Source organism: Pseudomonas sp. FW215-R2 (assembly GCF_058789255.1).
Genome location: NZ_JBYTBO010000025.1, coordinates 1 through 19,978, shown reverse-complemented (window position 1 = coordinate 19,978; position 19,978 = coordinate 1). Strand labels below are relative to the sequence as shown.

The 19,978-nt window shown below is 60.4% G+C and carries 15 protein-coding genes; 1 reads left to right on the top strand and 14 read right to left on the bottom strand.

All coding sequences use genetic code 11. From position 1 onward, the window contains the following. Positions 1–19: 19 nt before the first annotated feature. The 14 genes from AC3WRD_RS26035 to AC3WRD_RS25970 all read right to left on the bottom strand — a co-directional run bounded on the left by AC3WRD_RS26035 (position 20) and on the right by AC3WRD_RS25970 (position 18,071). Positions 20–670 carry a 4'-phosphopantetheinyl transferase family protein gene (locus AC3WRD_RS26035; protein WP_102622161.1) on the bottom strand — a complete coding sequence of 217 codons (651 nt, stop codon included), beginning with the start codon at positions 668–670 and terminating at the stop codon, positions 20–22. Beyond that, a complete protein-coding gene (locus tag AC3WRD_RS26030) occupies positions 667–6,813 on the bottom strand; it encodes a non-ribosomal peptide synthetase (protein ID WP_102622162.1) in 6,147 nt (2,048 codons plus the stop codon). The genes AC3WRD_RS26035 and AC3WRD_RS26030 overlap by 4 nt, the downstream gene beginning before the upstream one ends. Then, complete coding sequence (locus tag AC3WRD_RS26025; RefSeq protein ID WP_158243868.1) at positions 6,810–8,009, bottom strand: ATP-grasp domain-containing protein; 1,200 nt, start codon at positions 8,007–8,009, stop codon at positions 6,810–6,812. The genes AC3WRD_RS26030 and AC3WRD_RS26025 overlap by 4 nt, the downstream gene beginning before the upstream one ends. 89 nt (positions 8,010–8,098) lie before the next feature. Then, entirely contained in the window at positions 8,099–9,082 is a 984-nt protein-coding gene (locus AC3WRD_RS26020; RefSeq protein ID WP_102622164.1) for a cysteine peptidase family C39 domain-containing protein, read from the bottom strand. Next, entirely contained in the window at positions 9,079–10,479 is a 1,401-nt protein-coding gene (locus AC3WRD_RS26015; RefSeq protein WP_102622165.1) for an MATE family efflux transporter, read from the bottom strand. The genes AC3WRD_RS26020 and AC3WRD_RS26015 overlap by 4 nt, the downstream gene beginning before the upstream one ends. Next, positions 10,463–11,368, bottom strand: a complete 906-nt coding sequence (locus AC3WRD_RS26010; RefSeq protein WP_173861391.1) for a class-II aminoacyl-tRNA synthetase family protein — start codon at positions 11,366–11,368, stop codon at positions 10,463–10,465. The genes AC3WRD_RS26015 and AC3WRD_RS26010 overlap by 17 nt, the downstream gene beginning before the upstream one ends. A gap of 5 nt (positions 11,369–11,373) precedes the next feature. Beyond that, on the bottom strand, positions 11,374–11,631 hold the full coding sequence (locus tag AC3WRD_RS26005) for a phosphopantetheine-binding protein (protein WP_096820639.1): 258 nt from the start codon (positions 11,629–11,631) through the stop codon (positions 11,374–11,376). Continuing rightward, complete coding sequence (locus tag AC3WRD_RS26000; RefSeq protein ID WP_102622166.1) at positions 11,619–13,370, bottom strand: carbamoyltransferase family protein; 1,752 nt, start codon at positions 13,368–13,370, stop codon at positions 11,619–11,621. Before AC3WRD_RS26000 ends, AC3WRD_RS26005 begins: the two co-directional genes overlap by 13 nt. Next, positions 13,367–14,545, bottom strand: a complete 1,179-nt coding sequence (locus AC3WRD_RS25995) for a beta-ketoacyl synthase N-terminal-like domain-containing protein (protein WP_102622167.1) — start codon at positions 14,543–14,545, stop codon at positions 13,367–13,369. Before AC3WRD_RS25995 ends, AC3WRD_RS26000 begins: the two co-directional genes overlap by 4 nt. Further along, entirely contained in the window at positions 14,542–15,234 is a 693-nt protein-coding gene (locus AC3WRD_RS25990) for a hypothetical protein (protein ID WP_146013101.1), read from the bottom strand. Before AC3WRD_RS25990 ends, AC3WRD_RS25995 begins: the two co-directional genes overlap by 4 nt. A 34-nt stretch (positions 15,235–15,268) precedes the next feature. After that, positions 15,269–16,132, bottom strand: a complete 864-nt coding sequence (locus tag AC3WRD_RS25985) for a hypothetical protein (RefSeq protein ID WP_102622169.1) — start codon at positions 16,130–16,132, stop codon at positions 15,269–15,271. Positions 16,133–16,271: 139 nt separating this feature from the next. Next, complete coding sequence (locus AC3WRD_RS25980) at positions 16,272–16,505, bottom strand: acyl carrier protein (RefSeq protein WP_096820644.1); 234 nt, start codon at positions 16,503–16,505, stop codon at positions 16,272–16,274. 52 nt (positions 16,506–16,557) lie between these two features. Beyond that, positions 16,558–17,325, bottom strand: a complete 768-nt coding sequence (locus AC3WRD_RS25975) for a diiron oxygenase (protein ID WP_141401781.1) — start codon at positions 17,323–17,325, stop codon at positions 16,558–16,560. A 62-nt stretch (positions 17,326–17,387) separates the two neighbouring features. Next, positions 17,388–18,071: an SDR family NAD(P)-dependent oxidoreductase gene (locus tag AC3WRD_RS25970; protein WP_158243869.1), complete on the bottom strand. Its 684-nt coding sequence runs from the start codon at positions 18,069–18,071 to the stop codon at positions 17,388–17,390. Positions 18,072–18,792: 721 nt separating this feature from the next. On the opposite strand from AC3WRD_RS25970, the gene AC3WRD_RS25965 reads away from it, so the two are divergent. Further along, a complete protein-coding gene (locus AC3WRD_RS25965; protein WP_102622171.1) occupies positions 18,793–19,899 on the top strand; it encodes an alkene reductase in 1,107 nt (368 codons plus the stop codon). The last annotated feature ends 79 nt before the right edge of the window (positions 19,900–19,978 follow it).

Here is a 19,978-nt window from a genome sequence, read left to right as displayed (position 1 = left end):
GGAACCTTGCGGTCTTGTTTCAGCGCTCGCGCAAGGCGACGGCGCTGTAGAGACGCTGTTCATCAAACGTGTATCGAACATCCACCGTGAAGGGGGCGAGGCAGGATTCCAGATCGGGCGCCAGGCTGTGGATTGCGCAGTGTCCTGGTTCGGCCAACAGTTCCACGATCAGGTCACCGGCACGCACGTGGCGTTGGCAGAAGGAGAAGATGGCTTTGTAGAACGCCTCCTTGATGCTGAACTGCAATGTGCCTTCGCAGAAACCCTGTGTCGCGAAGTCTTTTGTCGGAGAACGGCCCAGCACCCGTCGATATAACGGCGCCTCCAACGGTCGGTTGCTCTGGGCATCAATGCCCAGGGCTGCGATGTGTCGCTTGAGGGCGAGGGCCGCCGCGCAGTAGTTGTCGGTGTGCGAGATGCTTCCGCAGACACCGGGCGGGAACAGCGGTTCGCCCCCGGAACCCTTGCCGATTGGCAGGCCCGGGAATCCGAGGTGCACGAGCGCTGCGCGGGCGCAGTTGCGCCCGGCAGTGTATTCGCGAAGGCGCTGCCGGTTCATCCCGACCGTCAATCCGCGTTCCGCTTCGAGCAGGCCCGCAGACCACATAGCGCGGTCGCGGGCCTCGACGATGCAGCAATCTTCCCCGAGCAAGGTCGTAAAGCCCGTCATGCCCGGTCCAGCTCAACCGGCCGTGTAACCGGCGATGGTTGCAGTTCCTCCTTTATCAACGCACCGAGCGTTTCGACTTGCGGGGTCGTGAGCATGGACATGTGGTCGCCGGGGACATCCTGCAACTCGGGTACCTGGAGCAGGAGTTGCTGGCAGACACGCACAAATCCCACTCGCAGTTTTTGCCGCAGGCTGGCGTCTTGCGCCAGAAAGACGGCAGCCCTTCCACTGAACCTGCCGTCGGGTACATAGCCGGCGAAAATCTGGCAATGCTGCTTGTAGAGCTCTTGAGCGGCGGTCCGCAACTGATGTTGCAATGCGTGGCTGCCCGGATCTTCCTCGGTGGATTCCAGCCATTCGGGAAGCGTATCCGGTTGTGCGCACAGTCCTGCCTGCTCTTCCAGTACTCGCGGGTCGATCAATGTGGCATCCAGCAGGATCAGCCGTACGGTTTTTGATTGCTGTTCCAGCAAGCGTGCCGTCTCAAAAGCGATCGTGCCCCCGAAGGAGTGTCCCAACAGCGTGATCGGTTCCTCGCTCCCACGGTTGAGGATCGCGTTCGCGTAACGATTGGCGAGTTCCTGGACGCCGAGCAGGTGCTCGCCGTCGCGGTAGGTCTCGAAGGGCTCCAGCGCATGGAAGTTGCACGTTGACGCCAGTGCTCTGGCCAACTGGAAATAGGCAATGCCATGCATCCCGCAGCCCGAGAACCCATAGACGTCGGGCAAGCCCGGTTGCTCGAACCAGCGTGTGATTTTGACCTCCCGGGAATCGCTCACGGTGCTCTGCTGATCCAGGAAGCGGCTCAGCGCCTCAACGGTCTGGTGATCGAAGAACGTGCGCAAGGACAGTTGGCGGTCGAATTCGCGGTTGATACGCACCAGACAACGAATCGCCAACATCGAATTCCCGCCCAGTGCGAAAAAGTTGTCGTGCACAGACACCTGTTCGACCTGCAGGACCTGGACCCAGATGGCGGCCAGTCGATGTTGGGTGGCGGTTTGGGTGGCGACGCTGACCGTCTCGCCCGAGGTGGGTGGGGGCAGGCGGCTGCGATCGATCTTGCCGCTGACGTTCAGTGGCAATTGCTCCAGAAACACCCAGGCGCTCGGCACCATGTAGTCCGGCATGACGCGTTGCAACTGCAGTTTCAGGGCATCACGCTGCAGCGTCTGTCCAGGGCGCGGGACGACGTAGGCAACCAGTTTACGGGTGGCGGGATCGTCCCCGTGCGCGGTGACGATCGCCTGCCTTACGCAAGGACAACGTCTCAAGGCGGCCTCGATCTCGCCCAGTTCGATCCGCAAACCACGGATTTTCACTTGGAAATCGATACGGTCGAGGTAGATCAGGCGGCCATCGGGCAATTGGCGCGCCAGATCTCCCGTGCGGTACATGCGACTGTCCGGCGGGCCGAACGGGTCGGGCAGGAACCGTTCTGCGGTGAGGTCAGGACGATTGATGTAGCCCCGCGCCAGGCCATCGCCAGCGATGTGGATTTCCCCTGTGCAGCCCACTGGAACCGGATTCAGATAGCGATCCAGTACATACAGGCGAGTATTTTCCACGGGGCCGCCGAGGGTGGGGGACTGGCCGGCAACGATGTGCGCGCGACTGGAGTAGATGGTGGTTTCGGTGGGTCCATAGAGGTTCCAGACACGGCGGGCGAAGGTACGCATGCCGTCAGCCAGCGCATCGTCCATGGCTTCACCGCCACTCATGGCGGTGTCCAGAGTCAGCTCGACCTGGCTGTCGATCAACATGCGCCACGTGGCGGGTGTCGCCTGCAGGACTGTTGCGCCGTATTCGTTGGCCAGTCGCGCCAGGGCCATCGGATCAGAGGTGTCTTGCTTGCTGGCGAGCAGGATCCGGGCTCCGCTGATCAGCGGGAGATAGACCTCAACCGCAAAGATATCGAAGGCGGCCGAGGTCACGCTCAGCCAGACGTCCGAAGCCGTCAGCCCCGGTGCGGCCTGCATGGCCGCAAGCAGATTGCTCAGGGCCCGGTGTTCGATCTGCACGCCTTTGGGACGCCCCGTCGAACCTGAGGTGAACAGGCAGTAAGCCAGGTGTTGCTGACCGACCTCGATCTGTGGATCGGTCAACGGCTGCCCGAGAAGGGTCTCCCGATCCCGGTCCAGGCAGATTGTCGGCAGCGCACTGTCAGGCAAGTGTCCGCGCAGATCGTCACAGGTGAGAATCAACCCGACTCCGGCGTCATCCAGCATGGTTGCGATCCGCTGCGCGGGATACATCGAGTCCAGCGGCAGATAAGCCCCTCCGGCCTTGAGAATGGCCAGCAGACTGCTGATCAACCGGGGGCCGCGTTCAACCAGTAGCGCCACGACGGTTTCCGCTCCCACCCCTTGCGCGCGCAAGTACCAGGCCAACTGGTTGGCCTGACGGTTGAGGGTCGCGTAGCTCCATGCCTGCCCTTCAAAGATCAGCGCAGTGGCCTCGGGGGTTCGTTGGACCTGTTCTTCAAAACGCTGGAACACCGGCAATTGCTGTGCGGCACTGAGTACCGTGGCATTTCGGGTCAGCGATAGCGAAGGGCAGTCCATCGGGGCCAGAGGCAACGTGTCGATCGGTGCCTCGGGAGTGTGTGCGAGGGCTTTCAGGATGGCCTCGAAGTGCCGCGTCAGGTGCGCCATCGTCTCGACGTCGAATTGATTGGCGTCGTATTCCAGACGGCCTTCGAGCGCTGTCTGAGCTGAATATGCCAGCAGCTTCAGGTCACAGCCGAGGCTCTGAGTCCGGGGCGAATCGGATTCTCCTCGTTCGAACATGACGGGCAGGTGTTCAACGATCGGGTGATCACCTTGTCGGGCCAGTTCTGCCAGCACACCTGCAAAATCCGCATCGGGATTCTGCTCGGCGTGTGCATGGGCTTCACTTGTCAGAGACACCACCGCTGCAAGGCTGAGTCCGCTGCGAAGGCGGGTGCGCAGAAGCCGTGTATCGACCAGGTTGCCGACACCGCCTTCTGCTTTGCCAGGGTGGCGACGCATCGGGGTGTAACCGAGGCAGATCTCGTCCTGTTGGCTGTAGCGATACAACAAAGTGTTGAATGCCGCGATCAACGCAATATCGAGTGTCGTGCCATGGTGTGCGGCCAGGCGTTCGATGGGCTCAAGCGTTGAGGGCTCGATACGCCAGGCGGCTACGCCGCGCTGACGTGGCCGGGAGGAAGGCGAAACACCGGTTCGAGGCAGCTCCAGGGTCCATGAGCGCTGAGGCGCTGGCGGGCGGGTGATCGACGTTTCGGTGGGGGCCGTGGCGGGTTCTTCACGTTGCAGCCAGTCCGGAGGCGGCAATGCCTTGCGGTCGACCTTGCCATTGAGATTCAGCGGCAGGCGCTGCAGCGCTATCCAGGTGTCGGGCACCATGTAGTCGGGCAAGCCGTGACGCAGGGTGCGGCTCAGTCGTTCGGGGTCGAGCGTGTGTTGGTCGGTGCAAACGAGGTACGCCACCAGCCGTTTTTCGCCTGGGGAAACGTCCAGAGCGATGACCACCGCTTCGCGGATCCCGTCGCAGGCCAGCAGTTGATTCTCGATTTCCCCCAGTTCGATGCGGTGCCCGCGAATCTTCACCTGGAAATCGATACGGCCGATGAACTCAAGTGTGCCGTCGGCGCGGCGGCGTCCCAGGTCGCCGGTCTTGTACATCCGGCTGCCGACAGGGCCGAAGGGATTCGCGATGAACTTTTGCTCAGTCATCTCCGGACGTTTGAGGTAACCCTGTCCGACGCCGATCCCGGCGATATGGATTTCGCCGGCCACGCCATTCGGAGCGAGACGCAGTTGTTCGTCCAGCACATACACCTGAACGCCAGGAATGGCCTGGCCCAATGGCATTTCTGCAGCGACTGCGGTCGATTGCAGGTCTTGCTTGCACCAGGTCGCAACGTCCGAACACTCGGTCGGCCCGTAAGAGTTGACCAGGGTCAGCGGCCTGCCTCGCAATTGCTCGATCAGCGAGCGGTCGACCGGTTCGCCACCCAGTACCAGCGTGCGCAGGCTGGCGGTTCGGGGCGAGGCGGCAAAGGCCCGGAACGCGGACGGCGCGCAGTTGAGCCAGGTCGGGCGATAGGCCGTGAGGGCCTTCAGGAAACCGCCGGCATTGGCAGGCGAATGGGCCGGAATCATGAGGCATGCACCGGCGCACAAAGGACCCAGAATGTTCTTCTGGGTGAGGTCGAAACCGATCGAACTGGCGAGCATCACCCTGTCGTCGACAGACATCTGCAAACCGTCGCGGACATACCATTGCACCAGGTTGGCAAACCCCCGGTGATAGTTGAGTGCGCCCTTGGGACGTCCCGTGGAACCCGAGGTGTAGATGCAATACGCCAGATCGTCCATCGCCACAGGCCATTGCGGGTCCGTCGAGTCGAACGCGGCGAATTGTTCGGGCTCCTCCACGGCGATCGACTCCACCGATTGACCCTCGAAGCGATCCTGCAAATGACGGGAGGTCAGTACCGTTCGAACAGCCGTGTCTTGCAGGATGAAATGGATTCGCTCATCCGGATTGTCCGGGTCGATGGGCAGATAGGCACCCCCGGCCTTGAGCACCGCCAGAATGGCGACGACCATTTGTGGGCTGCGCTCAATGCAGATGCCCACCAGTGCGTTGCGGCTGACACCGGCAGCGCGCAATCGCCCGGCCAACTGATTGGCCTGGACATTGAGTGCCCGGTAGCTCAAACGGGTGTCCTGGAAAACCAGTGCGACAGCGTCCGGAGCACGGCGCACCTGTGCTTCAAACCAGCGATGTACAGGCAGGCCAGGGGCAAGTGGCATGTCATCCCCGGCGCACGCGAGCTTCACAGGCGCGAGCAAGTCACTGACGGCGGCGCCCGGATCACTCAGGGAGGCGGACAGAATCCGTTGGTAGTCTTCGGCGAGTGCCGCGACATCGGAGGGGGTGAAAAGCATGTCGTCGAACTCGAACACGGTGTCAAAGCCACTGTCGGTCTCGACGATTGCCAGGTTCATTTCGAAGGCGGCGGTGATGTTGGTGCTGGGTAGCAGCTCGAACGTGCAATCGCCGACCCGCACGGGCAGCCGTTGTACGGAGGCATGGTTGAGAAAGATCCGGAACAGCCCGCCCGAGCCGGCTTCCTGGCCCAGACGCAGGTGGCCGACCAGTTCGTGAAACGCCAGATGGCGATGCATCATGGCGCGCAGCACTCGCGCCCGAACATGCTGCAACAGCCCGGAAAACGACAGGCCGCGCGTCAGGCGCAGCCGCAGCGGAACCACGTTGACGAACAATCCGGTCAGGTCTTTCTGGTCGGCGTTGTCACGGGTGGACAGCGGCATGCCAAAGATCATGTCTTCGGCGCCGGTGTGCCGATGAAGCAGCAGCGCGCAGACGGCCATGTGGACCATGAACGGTGTGAACGTGCCGGGACCGGTCAACGCCCGCAATTGCCCGGTGGTTGTCGGTGTCAGTGTGTTGACCACGTCGCGGGCCTTGCGCGCGCGTTGTCCGCTGGCAGGCCTGGCACAAGGGAAACGCTGGGGGGCAGGGCGATCCGCCAGTTCCGTGAGCCAGTAACCCAGCGAATCCGATGGGGTGGTGGTCTTTTGGCGATTCACGTACTCGCTGTAGGACAGCGGCAGAGGGGACGCTGTATCGGTCCCGCCGGTGATTGCCGTGTAACGGGCCAACAGATCGCGCCACAGAATCTCGATCGAGCTGCCATCGAAAACCAGATGATGGATGACGAACAGCAACACATGTTGCTCGGGCCCGGTTCGCAGCAGCACACAACGCAACAGCGGACCGCGGCTGATATCCATCGGCCGTTTCAGCAACGCATCGATGCGCGCGGCAAGGGTATCGCGCTCACCGTCGGCGATCACCACGTGCTCGAGGGTGGCGTCGAAGGTGCCGGAAATGATCTGGCGGGGAGTTTCTCCCTCCAGTACAAACCGCGCGCGCAGGTTGTCGTGGCGCTGTACTAGCCAATCGATGGCTTGCTGCAAGGCGGGGATATCGAGTGGGCCATCAATCGATACACGCACCGGAATGTTGTGGGAGGTGGCGGCCTGATTGACCTGTTCGCTGATCCACAGACCTACCTGAATGTCGAGCAGCGGCAATGAGCAGTCGTTGGGAAGGGTCGGGTTCATGAGGCTTGTGTCTCGACTTCACAGGTTTCCAGCCAATCGAAAATCTGCAGTGCGCGATCCTTGGATTCGCAGGTGAAAAAGGCCGTTAGCACGGTTTCCAGGGCCACCGGAGGCGCCATGACGAACTCGCCGTTGCTGCGGTGCTGGATGATGGTGCTGGCGCCCATTTCGCGGCATTGCGCGACCGTTTTTTCGATGGATTTCAGCACGCCGCTTTTCTTGACGCTGAAGTCGTACTCCAGGCCGATGCGGCGCTGCGGCAGATCCAGTTTCAGTTGCGGCGTATTCAGTTTGAGGTCGACGTCATAGACATCCAGCCCGAGGCAGATGTCCATCAGATAACGGGACGAGATGCCGCCACCGGAAATTCTCGGGGCCAGTTCCAGGATGTAGACCCGCTGGTCGGGCGTGATGCGAAACTCGGCGTGGAAGGGCGACTGATCCAGCCCGACGGCCGCAATGATCCGGCGCAGCGCAACCAGGAAAGGCTCACCCGCCTGCATGTCGAACGGTCTGGAAATCTGGGCGTTTTCGTGGAATGTCGGGCCTTCCAGACGTGGGTATTTATGGTGCAGCAGCAGGGGAGTGATTTCGCCATCCAGCACATAGCCATCCACCGAGAACTCTTCACCGTCTATGTATTCTTCAATCAGGATCTGCGAGCCGCCACGCTGGCTGGTCATCAATGAGCAGACCCGACGGGTCAGCGTCAGCGCCTTGTTGAACGCGGCCTGGTCATCGACCCGGATCACCCCGGCGCTGTAGAAGCCGTTGGAGGGTTTGAGCACGACCGGCAGATTCAGCGACGCCTCGACCTGCTGCCATGCCTGCTGTGCGCTGACATCCTGGGGCAGGCACAGATAACGTGAAATGAAATCGGCGGTCGCGGGGACCGACTTGAAGGCCGCTTTGTCCGTCAGCGCGAAAATGGCGTCCGGATCGCGCGCGGGCAGCCCGAAGAGGCGCTTGAGGACATCCACCTGAACCTGGAACCCGTCGTTGAATGAGACGACATGGTCGAACCGTTGCCCGGCGCCGACGGCCTCCAGTGCCGCGGACAACTGTTGTTCCCAGGCGCTCTTTTCGTTCTGCAGCAGTGCGGGCGGTACGAAACAGACGACATCTCTGTCGTGTTCGCGGCAATACGCAACATAATCCTGAAGGTCACTTTCACGGCCAAGGGCCAGAATCTGCATCATCTTTCCATCTCTGAATACAAAGTCATCGGGCGAGACGGCGCCGTTCGACGCGCCGGTCCGGTCGGTTGAAATCGCACCTGTTCCGTTCAGGTGTTGTGGAGCGAGTCATGCAGCGTTTGCCACAGCTCCAGCGTGAGGGACTCGATCACGTCGAAACGATCCTCCAGGCGCACGAGGATCAACGGTGAGTGGGTTGCCTCGAACTTCAGTGCCAGCATCGACAGCGCCCGCCAGTGGTTGATCAGCGTCTGGGTCAAGGTCGTTATCGACCCCTGGCAGTCCGCGCGTTGCAGCGATTGCGCGAGCAAGGTCAGCCCGGGAATCACGTAAAGCACCACAATGTGATCGAACAGTCGGCGTGCGGCCGTTGCACCGGTTTCCGGCACGTCGCGAAAACGCGACATGCACAGGGCTCGATAAGCCGGAAGGGCACCGCGGTAGGTATCGTTGGTGAGAAATGAACAGGCCTGACGGTACAGACTGGCTCGCACATCGAAGTCGACGGGCCGCCCGGCAGGCTGCATCACGACAAAATGGCCCATGTGGTCGTAGGTTTCGGTGCGTACCCGATCGGTGATTGCCGTCGCGAACGCTTCGATCGGCAGCCAGGCTTCGCAGCCGTGGGGTTCGCGATCGACGATCAGTGAGTCGAAGATCCTTACATGGGTGGCGGCGTCGTTCATGCCGATCACCAGCACCGCATGCAGATAACCCGGTTTACTGCTGTAGACCGGGGCGTAGTCCAGATACGCGGAATTGACCCACACCACGATTCCGGGGTATTCGCCGAGCAGGGCCTGGAGTTGCGCTACCCAGTCTGAAGCAATGGGCACCCGTGTCACCTGGGCACCCAACACCTTGCAGGCGCGAAGACCGACGTCCTCGACGGCGAACGTGTATTCCGGCATACCCCATTCATCCAGTCCGGCGCGCAGGAGGTAACCGTCACCGGCCTCCAGCAATTGCGCCTCGTGGAGCGCGGCACCGCTGCGGCCGGACAACTGCGCCAGGCTTCCGGTGAAGCAATTGATGGCCAGGGGGGCGAAGCGCACGACTTCATTCAGGTTCACAGGGCGCCCTCCGTGGCGGGATGATGATTGACCTGCAGGCGGTTTTCGGCACCTCGTACGGCTTTGGCGATCCGCCAGAAGTAAATGAGCCCGATGGCGAGTTCGAATATCGAACCGATGATCCAGCAGGTCACCAGCGACGAGGGATCATCGCGATTGCCCATGGCGACGTAATAGATCAGCGGGATGCTCATGAACCACATCAGCACCAGCCGCACGATCAGGGAAAACCGGGCCATCCCGATGCTTTCGAGAACAGCGGCGCCGGTCATCGAAAAAGCAAAGGCACCGGAAAACGTCCACAGGACGCGCTGGGTATCGATGGCCAGGTCGATGATTTCCTGGTTATGCCCCAGGTCGCCAAAAGCCTTGAGCAAGACTTGCGGCATCGTCACCTGGACGGTGGACACCAGCAGGACGTAGATCAACTCAATGACCACGGTCACCCGCACAATCGTCGCCAGCTCGGCATATTGTTGTTTTCCTGCCGCCGTGGCGCACAGGATGCTGCAGCCGATGCCCAGCCCGATGATCGGGATGATGCCCAGGTAGTTGATCGTCAAGTTGACGTTGTTGGCCGCCAGCGCACTGGCGCCCAGTACCGCAACGATCCAGATGAACGCCGTGTTACCGAGTTGATCCACCCCCGCCGACAATCCGCTGGGTACGCCTCGGCGCAGCCGGAAAGCCAGGCGACTCCACAGGTGTTCACTGCGGGCGATGAAGATATTCATCAGCTCGCGCCAGACCTCGCGCGGCAGCATGAGCGCGTAGCAGCCCAGCATGGACAACGTACCGATCAGGGTCCCGATAGCCGCACCGGCCATGCCCATTTCGGGCAGCCCGAACTTTCCGAACACCAGGCCCACGGTAAAGATCGAGTCGACCACCTGACCGACAATGCCGACCATCAGTGTTTCACGGGTGCGTCCCACGCCGTTGAAGAAGGATGACAACGCCGTATTGATCGCCATCACGCCACCGAAAATCGCGGCCCAGAGCATGTACTGCGACTCAAGGCTGACGATTTGCGCGGGACGCGAGCTCAACTGCGGAATCAACGCGATCAGCGGGGCGGCCATGAACAGCACCGCACCGCAGGCCAGTCCGAGGAACAATCCCAGCGCCCCTTCACCCCGGGCTTCTTCGATGCCCGAGCGACCGTTTGCCTGGGCAACGAACGAGCGTGAAACCCCGACGGTGCTGCAGAAGAACGCGATGATCGCCATGCTGGTAAAGACCGCCGGCCCCGATGCCGCCAACGTATCCGGTGAGTAATGCGCCAGACATAACCGGTCGACGAGCATCATCAGCAGGTTGCCGACCATTGTCCCCATCAACGGAAACGAGACGACGGCGATACGTTTGGCCACCGCGGCGTCAAACCAGCGCTGCATGCTCGAACTCCTTTGTCCGTTGGCCGGCAGGCTGATCATCGAGTAGCTCGTGCAAGTGAGCAAGCAGGCGGTCGGGGTCGCCGATCCGGGCAAGCAAAGACAGCAGCAGGCGTTCCATGCCGAAGGCTACGCAGGCTGAGTGCATGGCGGGCTCAGGGGCTTGCGGGCCGATTTTGAATGCCTGCGTGAACAGGTCGCGGTGCAGGTTGCGCGATCCGACGCTGACCTGGCGCTGCGGCCAGGGAATCACCGCTTCAAGCTTGACGCCCATCGCCAGTTGAACCTTGCGGGTCACCTGGGCCGACTCGCCATAAAAGACATCGCTGGCGCGTTCCACGAAGGTCGATGGCACCAGGCGTCTGATCAGTTCCACGCCACTGTCGAACAGCACCTGACACATGTGTTCGACTTGCGACTGCTGGCCCAACAGTACGAACTCACGCATGGTGAAACTGGCCAGGCGTGTCGGCTCGTCGAGGACGGGCTCGTATCGGTGGCAATGGCCCAGCGCCGTGAAGCACTTGAGGTCCCAGCGCTCTGTGCTGCCGGCCAGGTGGGAGAATGTGTGATAGCAGGTCGAGGGGCTCAATACCCAGTCGCCCTCGTGATCCTTTTCAGAGTGATCACTGCACGCATGCGGGCTGGCGGTCATCGGGATGCAGGGCAGCTTGTTGAAAAAACCGATCTTCTCCAGCGCCTGTCGCTCGATCAGCGTCGTGCACGAGTGTGCCGTGGCGCTGATATGGCGGCTCATGGTGTTGATCAGTGCCCGGTCCAGAGCCTCGTAGGCCTGGTGGAGGGTGTCGCAAAAACGGTAGCCGATCAGGCCATTGCCGGAAGCGACGACCGAGAGCAGGCGACGAGCCTGTAAATCCTGCAGTGCGAACATGTCGATTATCCCGCTTGGTTCATCATGGCGATCACGCTGTCGACCAGCGCCTCGCGGCTGTCCAGACAAAATGGCTGCAACGCGGCATCGTCGAAGACGAATTGCAGACGGTCTTCGATGGCGACCAGCAGCCGCATCTGATCCAGGGAGTCGAATACGATCATGTCCAGCGGCGATGTCGGGCTGACTTGCTTGGCAGTGGCGAGCGTGTGCAGAACTTCATCGACCACTCGGGTCAGGTCCACGTGAGTCAGGGTTTCCATACGATGAATCCTTCCATGTAAAGCGTGTCCAGGGCGATGGAACGGAACGTCGCGAGTGCGACATCCGGCGACATGATCAAAGGCTGGCCCTTGACGTTGAACGACGTGTTGATGGAGCAGCCATGGCCGCACACCTTGCGAACCTGGGTCAGCAGACGCCAGAAGTTCTCGTTGACGTCCTGGCTGACCACCTGGATCCGCGCACTGCCGTCGGCATGTGCCACACCGCTGACGGCGGCCATGGCGTCTTCCCGAACCCGTGCGGTGCAGAGCATGTAGCGGGTCGGCTGCAGTTTTTTCGACTCGAACAACTGATCGCAATCGATATCCAGAACCGCCGGCGCGAAAGGGCGGAAGGGCTCTCTGAACTTCACCAGGCCATTGATCCTGGCCTTGATTTCATGCCCGTTGGCCCGTCCCAGAATGGAACGATTGCCCAGCGCCCTCGGGCCGAACTCCATGCGTCCGTGAAACCAGGCAATGATCTTGTCCTCGGCGATGTCTTGGGCAGCCCGGGCGAAGTATTCATCCGTCAGCCCTTCGTAACGCCATTTCAGGCTGCCATCCGCCGCGGCGTCGTCGAGTTGCCGGCGTATGTGTTCGACACTGTATTCAGGGCCCAGGTACGGGGAAAACCCGCTGTCCAGCGGCTCACCCTGTTGCGCCGCCAGATAGAGCGCGGCACCCAGTGCGGTTCCATCATCACCTGACGCCGGTTGCACGAAGGCCCGCTCCACCGATGGCAAGTTGCACAGCCGTTCGTTTGCCTTGCAATTGAGGAATGAACCGCCTGCCAGGCACAGCGATGTTTCACCGGTGCGCTCGAGCCAGAAAGCAACGAGTGACTCCAGAAGCGAGGTGAACACGGTCTGCAAGGCCGCGGCAAAATCGGCGTGCCGGTCACCGAGTGCCTCGTCGCTGGTTCGAGGTGCCAGGTTGAACAGCGTCGTCAGAAACTCCATCGCCGCGGGATAACCTTCCTCCGCCCGGCTGAGTGCGTGGGCAGGCCAGCGGATGTTGATCGAGCCGGTTTTCGCATCGAATTGTGCAAGCTGATTGAAGGCTTCCAGGTACGCCGTACCGTTGCCATAGGCTGCCAGCCCCATGACTTTGTACTCGTCGCTGTTGAAGGCGAACCCCAGGAACCGGGTGCAGATGGAGTAGAGCAGGCCAAGGGAATTCTTGATGGGTTGACCATGCAGTTTCTTGAGCGTGCGGCCTTGTGCCTGGAACACCGTCAATGATTCGACTTCACCCATGCCGTCGGAGACGATGCACAGCGCACGTTCGTAACCGCTGGTGAAATAGGCCGAAGCCGCGTGGGCAATGTGGTGATCCACGGCTTTGAAACGCGGTGCGACATCCTCCCAGCCGGCTTGCTCCAAAGCCTTGATGACGGATTTTGCACTCAGGACTTCATCGAAGGATTCCGCCGACTGGGTGAAAAAACGCCGGTAGCGGTCATAGTCGAATCCGTGGGCGATCACTTGAACATCACCCGGTTGCAGGTGTGCCGTGCGCAGGCAGTAGTCAATCGCATGAAGGGGCAGTTCACCCGTGCCTTTGTCGCCGGTGAAACGTTCTTCGGCCGCTGCCGCAATGACCTTCCCATCAATGATCAGGCAGGCGGCACTGTCCAGGCCCTGACAGATGCGCTCGTCGATTTCCAGCGCTTGAGGGTGAGCGGTGCGATGGGCGCGCTGCGAGTTGGGTAATCCGCTGATTCCGAGAATGATCATGGTTCGATGACCTTGAAAATGGAGATGGCGTTATTGCCGCCAAACCCGAAGGAGTTGTTCTGGATATGCCGTAGCGGGCGCGACAGACCACCCGGTTGGGTGACCAGGTCGATCTCGTATTCGAGGCTGTCCGGCTCGATGTGAGTGGGCGGCAACAATTGATGCCGCAGGGACAGGCAACTCGCCACCGCTCCGATCGCTCCTGCGGTGGCCATCATGTGGCCAACCGTGCCTTTGATCGCGGTCACGGCCGCCGTGGGGTAGGTGTTGGCGAAGATCGTGCTTTCCGTGAGGTCATTGGCGCGGGTTCCGGTGCCATGGGCATAGATTGCGCTGATGTCCCCGGCTTGCAGGCCAGCCTGTTGCAGCACCTTCTGGTGGCAGGCGGACACGCCGGCCAGATCCGGGTTGGTCGGATGCGCAGCATCATTGTTGCTCGCGACTGCCAGCAGTTGGGCATAGGGCGTGGACACGACGTCGCGGGCTCGCTGCAGCACCACGAAAGCGCCGCCTTCGCTGATGGTGATGTAGCGCCGGTCACGGGAGAAAGGTTTGCATTGCTGTTCGCCCAGTGCGTTCAGGGTGTAGAACCCTGACCAGACTTTCTTTGAAAAGGCATCTCCACCGCCCACCACGGCGGTGTCGACCGCACCGCTGCGCAGCATGCGCAGTGCGAACTCCAGTGCCACGTTCGCTGAGGCACAGGTGTTGTGGAAGCACAGCGCCGGGCCTTGCGAACCGATGGCTCGCGCAACATTGCGGGCAATCGCGTGGCTGGAATAGGTGTTTTGGCGCCAGCCTTCGTCATCGTCTTCCAGATGCCGGTCGAGGATGTCGGCTTCGGCCTCGTTGTTGCCGACGCACACCAGCGCATTGCGCAGCGCAGCGGATCCGGCAACCAGGCCGGCGTCCGCGATCGCCTGCATTGCCGCGTCCACCGCGTACAGCGAAGAGTCGGGCACGTTCGGCCCGGTGACCTCAGGCGCGCGCTGTTTGAGCAGGGCTTTTTGTGCCGCATCGATACGGCCGGCCATGAAGTTCGGCTTCATCCCTGGATAGACCGCCGCCTGGGCGCTGAAATTGGCCTGGCGGTCGATCAGCGCGGTCCAGAACTGTTCGACATCGAGACCAATGGGGGTCACCGCTCCGAGTCCGGAAACGTAGATTGTGTTCAAGGGGTTTTCCTCTTGACGGAAATAGCGTTGTGAATCACCAGCCTCATGCCCTGTTCATCCCAGGCACAGGCATCCCAAGCGAGGAACGAGCCAAAGTGCCGAACGCGTGTTTTCAGATTCAGGGGGGAGGCGGCAACCTCGCGATTCAGATCGATCTGCAGTGCATCAAACCGGGCAAACACGTAGCTGGCCGCCGCGCCACCCGCACGACGCTGCTGCAGCACCAGGGCGAGATTGCCCAGCGCTTCGGTCAGGACCAGCAACGCCGGATCGGCCATCTGCGCCAGGTAGGGGTGCCGTGCAATGACCTGCTGCAGGTCGATGACAGTCTGGGCATGGGTGCCCTCGTCATTCAGATCGATCTGCTCCGGCAGAAACCAGTACAGCGGTTCACGCGCAGGGCTGACGGGTTGTGTCGATCGACATACCTCATCCATGAACGCCGGTGTCTCGATGAGATCGCCGGCGAGCGTCGAAAACGAACAGCAAAGGCCGGCGTCGCCATTGATCTGCGTGTGCGGCCCCTCGTTCACGTAAGTGACAGCTTGCCCCGGGCGCACGAACGATTTGAACAGCAGCCGTTCGACAACCGTGGAGGAGGGCGCGGGCCGAGTCGGTTGCTGCAGTTCTCTGAGCAACAACATCAGGCCCGGCACGATCGGATCGTTTTCGAAGTGCACCTTGAACACGTCAAGGCCTGGGTCAAAGATTTCGGCTCGGGTGCTATTCATGATGGCGCGAAATCACGATGCTGGCGGCGTTGTCCGTCTGGGCCAGCAGCAGAGCGGCATGCTGGCCGGGCTTCAAGACCTGTACGCCCTCCAGGAAGGCCGCGAATACAAATGCCCGGTTGTACTCATTCGCCGTGGTGTCGTCGGCGTTGTCGTCCGGCGGACACTGAGCGGCCAGCAGCGCCCGGCTGCCGCTGTCGAGAAACAGCCGCGCATCGCCGGGTAACGTCTTGAGCGACTGTTGCACGTCCTTTTCAAAGCGGATAACCGCGCTGAATTGATTGCCTTGCTTCAGGGCCAGGTAGCTGACTCCCGAAGACACCCGGGTTGCAGAGGGTGCCTGCCGGGCGATGTCATCGAGTGCTTCGGGGCAATAGGTGTCCCCGACAAACACATGACTTTTTGCCTGATCGTGATCTTGCAGGTGAAGCAGGCCGTGAAGCATGGCCAGCGCCGGTGTGAGTACCCCGGCATTCAGGGTCGCATTGCCACCGCGGATGTGCTGGCTGATGTTGATGAAGGTCGAGGCCGAGCTGGTCGTGGCATAGGGAAACTGCTGAGCCGACAGTGCCTTGTGATCGATTTTGGCCTGGCGCTGAAAGCGCAGCATGGCTTCCAGGTTGCCGTACTCGGTGCCCACGATGACGGTTTCATTGTGGGTCGCGTCCGTCGGGGTCATATAACGTGCGGCGAGGTAGAAGCAGATTCGACTGAAGGTGTCGCGGAACCGATCGCCTTTGGCATCGACCCATTCATTGAAGTCTTCGGGCAGCAGTTCAGCGTCGCCAGACGCCGACGGTGCAGGCGGATACAGCGCGTAACGCTCGATCGAAAATTCGAGAGTCGCTGGGTTCATGGGATGCTCCGAGCGGAAATGCGCAAACGCATTTCGATAGAGGCGGAGGCATCGCGAATCCGGCCATGGGCCGAGCGCGATGCCGCCGAGGGTCCAGGGTTGAGCCGGCGGACGCTTTGCAGGACCGCCGATTGACGCGTCAGGCCTTGGCGCCCTCGATTTCACGCCACAGCTCGCCAACCGTGCGCGCACGAACCAGTGCATCCTCATCCAGCTCTGTGCCGAACTCGCGTTCGACCGACATCACGACATCGATCAGTTTCAACGAATCGATGCCCAGCGCCTGCAACTCTTGGGACTCATCGATGGGATGGGTGGCATCAAGTTCGGCAACAGTTCTCAGGATTTCTACAAAACGGCTATCAACAGGCATGGTCTGGCTCTCTGGTTTTTGTATGAGTCAAATGCGGGGAACGCTGAAGGTGTCAGGACGCAAGCGCGGCGTGGATGTCGCAGACGAATTCCCGTGTATCGAGGATGGCGGCGTTGAACCCTTCCGCGACCTGGTTCGCTTCGATGGAACCGTCGGCGATCAATTGTTCGATGGATTCGCACGTTGCCTTGGCGTGGGCTTCTTCACCGCTTTCATCCATGTGGATGGTGAAAAACTCGTCGCGGGCGATAACGTTCGGAAATTGCCGGATCAGGGCGTTGTGGATCACGGCGATCTGGAAGTCGGCCTCGGTCTCGACGCCCAAGGCGTAACCCAGCGCAAAGCCCAGGTCTGCGCTGTACCCGGCGATCAGTCTGTCGACGAAGCGTTGCGCGGTGTCGGGTCTTTCACCGACGTCGTAACCCAGGCTGCGAACAAAGTTGCTGAACATCGTGGAGTGGCAACTGGGGGTGTTTTCTTCGCGAATGATGCTCTTGATGTAGGCGCGCCAGTTCTCGTTTGTATGAGCCTTCAACGCTGCCGGCAGCACCTTCTTGTTGAAGCCCTGACTTGAACCCCAGTAATACGGTTGCAGGAACGACTCGAACGCACGGGATGACATCTTTCCGTCCAGCAGCGTCAGGTACATCGGATTTTCGATGTGTTCCAGATCCATGATGCCGTGCTTGAGCAACCGGTTCAGCCAGGGCAGGGTCGAAGGATCGTCTCGCGAGGAAATTCGTTCGTGATAGAGCTGATTGGCCGCTGACCGAGCGGTGCCGGGCGCAATACCCTGCGCTGCGGCCAAGGTTGTTTCCATGGTCGTCATTGCGTTTTACCTTCCTTGCGTCAGTGTTTTCCTGGGTGTGGGGTTGCCCGGTTTCAGCTGGCCAACCCACCGTCGAGCGTCAGTGCCGTGCCGGTCAGGTAAGGGGAGTCGAGCATGGCAATGCAGAAGTGCGCGACGTCAGCGGGCGTGGCCAAGCGCTTGAGCGAAGGCTCTCTGGCCAACAGCGCTTTTTTCTCCTCCGGCAGATGGGCCAGCATTCCACCGTCGACGTAACCTGGCATGACGGTGTAGGCGCGAATGTTGAAACGGCCATAGTCGTGGGCAATGTTCAGGGCCAGGGCATTCAATGCAGCCTTGGAGCAGGAGTAAGGCGCTGCACCAGTTGCTCCACGTACGGCTGCCGTGGAGGAAATGAACTGAAAAATGCCCTTGCGTGCCTTGATGAAGTGGGGGAGCAGGTGGCGGGCTACGCGAGCCGCGCCAAAGACGTTGACATCGAATGTAGCCTGCCAGGCGTCATCATTGAGCGTATGAATCAATCCGTCGCTGGACAGGGCAGGCGCATAGATAACCGCGTCGATCGTCCCGAAATCCGCGATGACCTGCTGGACAGCCGACCGGACGCTTTCATCGGACGTGACGTCCATGAACAGCCCGCTGGTGTCTGCCGAGCGCTTGGTACTGATGACTTGATAGTTGTTGTTTTCCGCCTCGCGGACAATGGCCGCGCCTATTTCACTGGAACCGCCAACTACCAGAAGATTCTTGTTTTGCATATATAAAGCCATAAATTCAGAGGATTAAAAGGCAACCCTTGCACTGCTGAAACCTAAGTTTCAGGACCTCTTCATCAATATCCGGTTTGATGATTTTCTTGCTGTTCTGTCGAGTGGCTTTTGTCGGCAGTACTTGCACTTTCAACAGTGCAATGAGTTGTAACAATTGGTGTGGCGGAGGGACTATGCAGCAAGCTTAAACGGGCTGTCAAGGATCTTGGATCCAAAAAAATCAGCCCATAATGCAAAATAAAAAAATCATATAATGCTAATAAATTCATATAAAACAACGTCTTAATAAATATGTGCATGAATGGCATGCATAAATGAGTTCTATCGATAGAAAAAATAATTCGACTCTTTGAAAGTAGTAAATGAGGGCAGAGCGCCACTATTCGGCTGTTGTTGCACTTTATTAGTGCATTGATAAGGGCGCACAAGATCAAGGATTGAAAACTTCGGGTTCTTCAACTTTCGTGCGGAGTCATCCGGCCTTTGAGCAGGATTTAATAATTAAATTGAGGTTTTGTTTAAAGTCGGTTAGATCGTTGTCTTTCAGTCATCTGACGGGACAGCACAAGGTGCGTGGTGACAGGTGATCGACAGGCCTGTCCTGCAGAGGATTGCGGAGCAATCAGTCCAGAGAGACTGGATCGTCGGCCCGTTTTTCTCCCGACACGCCTGGCCTAAGGTGGCCTCCAGATATTTATTGGAGGTCACCATGAATCACCCAACCCTGTTTTCTTCGATCCAGATCGGCCCGCATGCCTTGTCCCACCGCGTGGTCATGGCGCCGTTGACGCGCATGCGTTCCGAGCCGGGCGATCTGCCCGGTGCGTTGATGGCTGAATACTATTCGCAGCGTGCCACCGCCGGCGGCCTGATCATTTCCGAAGCCACTGTGGTCTCGACCACCGGCAATGGCTATCTCGGTTCGCCGGGCCTGTACAACGACGCGCAAATTGCTGGCTGGAAAGCCATCACCGATGCGGTTCACGCCAAGGGCGGGCGGATTTTCCTGCAACTGTTTCATGCCGGGCGCCAATCCCACAGCGACATGCAGCCTGACGGCGCACAACCCGTGGCGCCTTCGGCGGTCGAGTACGACGGCGTGGCCTACACCGCCAGCGGCTGGGTCCCGAGCACACCGCATCGTGCCTTGAGCGAGCCGGAAGTCGTGGCGCTGGTGGAGGATTTCCGCCGCGCCTCGGCGCGAGGCCTGGAAGCCGGATTTGATGGCGTGGAAATCCACGGCGCCAACGGTTACCTGATCGACCAGTTTCTGCAGGACGGCAGCAACCGTCGCACCGATGCCTACGGCGGCACGATCGCCAGGCGTGCGCGGTTCCTGATGGACATCACCCGGGCGGTGATTTCGGTCTGGGGTCATGAGCGCGTGGCGGTACGTCTGGGCCCGAGCGGCAATTTCGGCGACATGAAGGACAGCGATCCTGAAGCGCTGTTTGTGTATGTCGCCGAGCAACTGGCCGAGCTGAAACTGGCGTATCTGCACTTGATCGAACCGCGCGTGCTGGGCAATTCGATCGATGAAAGCAAGGATCAGAACCCGGTGGCGGCGCAGTTGATCCGCCAGCATTACGACGGCGTGATCATCGCGGCGGGCGGTTTCAATGCCGCGTCGGCCGAGCAGATTCTGCAAGCGGGGGATGCCGACCTGGTGGCGTTCGGTCGCGACTTCATCGCCAACCCGGATCTGCCGGAACGCATCCGTCATGACCTGCCGCTCAATGCCTACGACCGTGACACCTTCTACGGTGGCAGTGCGGTCGGGTTTACCGATTATCCGTTTTACCAGCAGAGTGCCTGATCGGTTTCAGCTTCTGCGTTGAAGGTAATACCGCCATCGCGGGCAGGCCCGCTTCCACAGGCGATTGTGGGAGTGGGCC